Source organism: Streptosporangium sp. NPDC050148 (assembly GCF_055586505.1).
This window is the reverse complement of record NZ_JBVJIA010000080.1, coordinates 1-3,971: the sequence shown is the minus strand read 5'-3', so window position 1 is coordinate 3,971 and position 3,971 is coordinate 1. Positions and strand designations below refer to the sequence as shown.

2 protein-coding genes are annotated in these 3,971 nt (G+C 68.1%); both read right to left on the bottom strand.

Annotation, left to right across the window (positions count from 1 at the left end; genetic code table 11):
- A partial coding sequence (carB, locus tag ACZ6RT_RS37460; RefSeq protein ID WP_470158869.1) for a carbamoyl-phosphate synthase large subunit occupies nucleotides 1-3,242 on the bottom strand: 3,242 nt, incomplete at its 3' end.
- Nucleotides 3,235-3,971: carbamoyl phosphate synthase small subunit (locus tag ACZ6RT_RS37455; RefSeq protein ID WP_470158867.1), on the bottom strand; the 737-nt coding region annotated here is incomplete at its 5' end. The genes ACZ6RT_RS37455 and carB, both read right to left, overlap by 8 nt.

Below are 3,971 nucleotides of genomic sequence, written 5' to 3'. Positions count from 1 at the left end.
ATCGCCTGGATGCCTTGGACGGCTGCGGCCAGGCCCTGGACGGTGGTGATGCAGGGAATCGCGCGCAGGACCGCGGCGGTGCGGATCTCGTAGCCGTCCAGGCGGGGTCCTGCCTGTCCGGGGCTGCCGAAGGGGGTGTTGACGATGAGGTCGATCTCGCCGTCGAGGATCTGTCCCACGATGGTCGCCTCGCCTTGGGGGCCGGTGCCTTCGCTGTGCTTGCGCACGATCTTGGCATGGACGCCGTTGCGGCGCAGTACCTCGGCGGTGCCTTCGGTGGCCAGGATCTCAAAGCCCAGGTCGGCCAGGGCCTTGACGGGGAAGATCATGGCGCGTTTGTCGCGGTTGGCCACCGACACGAACGCCCGCCCCTTGGTCGGCAGGGATCCGTAGGCGGCGGCCTGGGACTTGGCGTAAGCGGTGCCGAAGAAGGCGTCGATGCCCATCACCTCGCCGGTGGAGCGCATCTCCGGCCCCAGCACGATGTCGACGCCTCGGAAGCGGTTAAAGGGCAGTACGGCTTCCTTGACCGCGATGGGCGCATCCAAAGGGAGGGTGCCGCCGTCGCCGGTGGCGGGTAGTAGTCCTTCGGTGCGCAGCTGGGTGATGGTGGCACCCAGCATGACGCGGGCGGCGGCCTTGGCCAAGGGGACGGCGGTGGCTTTGGAGACGAACGGCACGGTGCGGCTGGCGCGCGGGTTGGCCTCCAGCACATACAGGATGTTGGCCGACATGGCGTACTGGACGTTGAGCAGGCCGCGCACGCCGACGCCGCGGGCGATGGCCTCGGTGGCGGCGCGGATGCGTTTGATGTCGTAGCCGCCCAAGGTCATGGGCGGCAGCGAGCAGGCCGAGTCCCCCGAATGGATGCCGGCTTCCTCGATGTGTTCCATCACCCCGCCCAGGTAGAGTTCCTGGCCGTCATAGAGGGCGTCGACGTCGATCTCCACGGCCTCGTCCAGGAACTTGTCGACCAAGACCGGGTGGGTGCCGGCCGCTCCTGCGGCGATGGCCTGGGTCATGTAGGTGGTCAGGGTGGTGTCGTCGTAGACGATGGCCATGCCCGCACCGCCCAGCACGTAGGAGGGGCGGACCAGGACGGGGTAGCCGATCTCGGCGGCGATGGCCAATGCCTCACCGGCGGTGACGGCGGTGCCGTGTTTGGGGGCTGGCAGGCCGGCCTCGGCCAGCACCCGGCCGAAAGCACCCCGTTCCTCGGCCAGGTGGATCGATTCCGGCGAGGTGCCCACGATCGGCACGCCGGCGTCCTTGAGTGCCTGGGCCAAACCGAGGGGGGTCTGACCGCCCAGTTGGACGATGACGCCGACGACGGGGCCGCTTTGCTGTTCGGCGTGGACGACTTCGAGGACGTCTTCGAGGGTGAGGGGTTCGAAGTAGAGGCGGTCGGAGGTGTCGTAGTCGGTGGAGACGGTCTCGGGGTTGCAGTTGACCATGACGGTCTCATAGCCGGCTTTGGACAACTCGAAGGAGGCGTGCACGCAGGCGTAGTCGAACTCGATGCCCTGGCCGATGCGGTTGGGGCCCGAGCCCAAGATGATGACCTTGGGGCGGTCCCCGGGCGGGACCTCGGTTTCCTCGTCGTAGGTGGAATACAGGTAGGGGGTCTGGGCGGCGAACTCGGCGGCGCAGGTGTCGACGGTGTGGTAGACCGGCCGCACTCCCAGGGCGTGGCGCAGGTCGCGTACGCGGGCCTCGTCCATGTCGCGCAGCTCGGCGATCTGCGCGTCACTGAACCCCAGGTGTTTGGCGTGAAGGAGTGTGTCCGCGGTCAGCCGGGAGGCGCGCTGTATCCGTATCGCGCCTTCTTCGATCGCCATGAGCTGGTCGAGGAACCACGGGTCCACGCTGGTGGCCTCGAACAGCTCTTCGGTGCTCGCGCCGGCGCGGATGGCCTGGTGCATGGTGACCAGGCGCCCGTCGTGCGGAGTGCGACACGCCTGCAGCAGGTCCTGTTTGGGACCGGGCTCGCCCGACCAGCTGAAGGAAGAACCCTTCTTCTCCAGTGACCGCAGTGCCTTTTGCAGCGCTTCGGGGAAGGAGCGGCCGATGGCCATGGCCTCGCCGACGGACTTCATGTGCGTGGTCAAGGTGGCATCGGCGCCGGCGAACTTCTCGAACGCGAACCGCGGCACCTTGACCACGATGTAGTCCAGGCTGGGTTCGAACGAGGCCGGGGTCTCGGCGGTGATGTCGTTGGGGATCTCATCCAGGGTGTAGCCGATGGCGAGCTTGGCGGCGATCTTCGCGATCGGAAAACCGGTCGCCTTGGAGGCCAGCGCCGAAGAACGCGACACCCGCGGGTTCATCTCGATCACCACCATCCGGCCGGTGGCCGGATCGACGGCGAACTGGATGTTGCAGCCGCCGGTGTCCACGCCGACCTCGCGGATCACCGCGATCGCCACATCGCGCATGTTCTGATACTCACGATCGGTCAGCGTCAGGGCGGGGGCGACGGTGACGCTGTCGCCGGTGTGCACGCCCATCGGGTCGATGTTCTCGATCGAGCACACGATCACCACGTTGTCGGCCCGGTCGCGCATCACCTCCAGCTCGTACTCCTTCCAGCCCAGGATCGACTCTTCCAGCAACACCTCGGTGGTGGGGGAGGCATCCAGGCCCGCGCCGGCGATGCGCCGCAGGTCGTGCTCGTCGTGGGCGAAGCCGGAGCCGACGCCGCCCATGGTGAACGAGGGCCGCACCACCAGCGGATAGCCCAGCTCGCCCGCGGCGCTCAGGCACTCGTCCATGGTGTGGCAGATCAGTGAGCGGGCCGACTCGGCGTTGAGGCCGTGCTCGGCCGCGACGGTGGCCACGATGTCCTTGAACATCTGCCGGTTCTCCCCCGCTTGGATCGCGGCCACGTCGGCGCCGATCAGTTCGACGTCGTAGCGCTCCAGCACCCCGGCCTCGTACAGCGAGATGGCGGTGTTGAGCGCGGTCTGCCCGCCCAGGGTGGGCAACAACGCGTCGGGGCGTTCCTTGGCGATGATCTTCTCGACGATGTCGGGGGTGATCGGCTCGACGTAGGTGGCGTCGGCGAACTCCGGATCGGTCATGATGGTGGCGGGGTTGCTGTTGACCAGGATCACCCGAAAGCCCTCGGCGCGCAGCACCCGGCAGGCCTGGGTGCCGGAGTAGTCGAACTCACATGCCTGACCGATCACGATCGGCCCCGAACCGATCACCATGACCGACTGAATATCCGTACGCTTAGGCACCCTTGCTGCCCTCCGTGCTCGTGGCCGCACCCGCTGCGCCGGTGGCCGCCCGGCCGCCTTCCATCAGCGCGCAGAAGTCGTCGAACAACCCCGCCGAGTCATGCGGGCCCGCCGCGGCCTCGGGGTGGTACTGCACGCTGAACGCCGGACGCCCCAGCAGCCGCAGACCCTCCACGCAGCCGTCGTTGAGATTGACGTGGGTGACCTCACCCGGCCCGAACGGCGTCTCGAACCTCCCGTCAACCGGTGCGCGTACCGCGAAGCCGTGGTTGTGCGAGGAGATCTCCACCTTGCCGGTCCCCTGATGACGCACCGGCTGGTTGACCCCCCGATGGCCGTAGCGCAGCTTGTAGGTGCCCAACCCCAGCGCCCGCCCGAACAACTGGTTACCGAAACAGATCCCGAAGAACGGCACCCCCGCCTCCAGCACCCCCCGCAACGCCGCCACCGGACCATCGGCCGTCGCTGGATCCCCCGGACCGTTGGAGAAGAACACCCCATCCGGACCCAGCGCCAGGATCTCGGCCGCGGTGACCGAGGCCGGCAGCACGTGCACCTCACACCCCCGCTCGGCCAGCCGATGCGGCGTCATCGCCTTGATCCCCAGATCCACCGCCGCCACCGTGAAACGCCGCCGCCCGATCGCCGGCACCACATACGCCTCGGCCGTGGACACATCCCCCGCCAGATCGGCACCCTCCATCGCCGGACTGCCCAGCACCCGCTCCA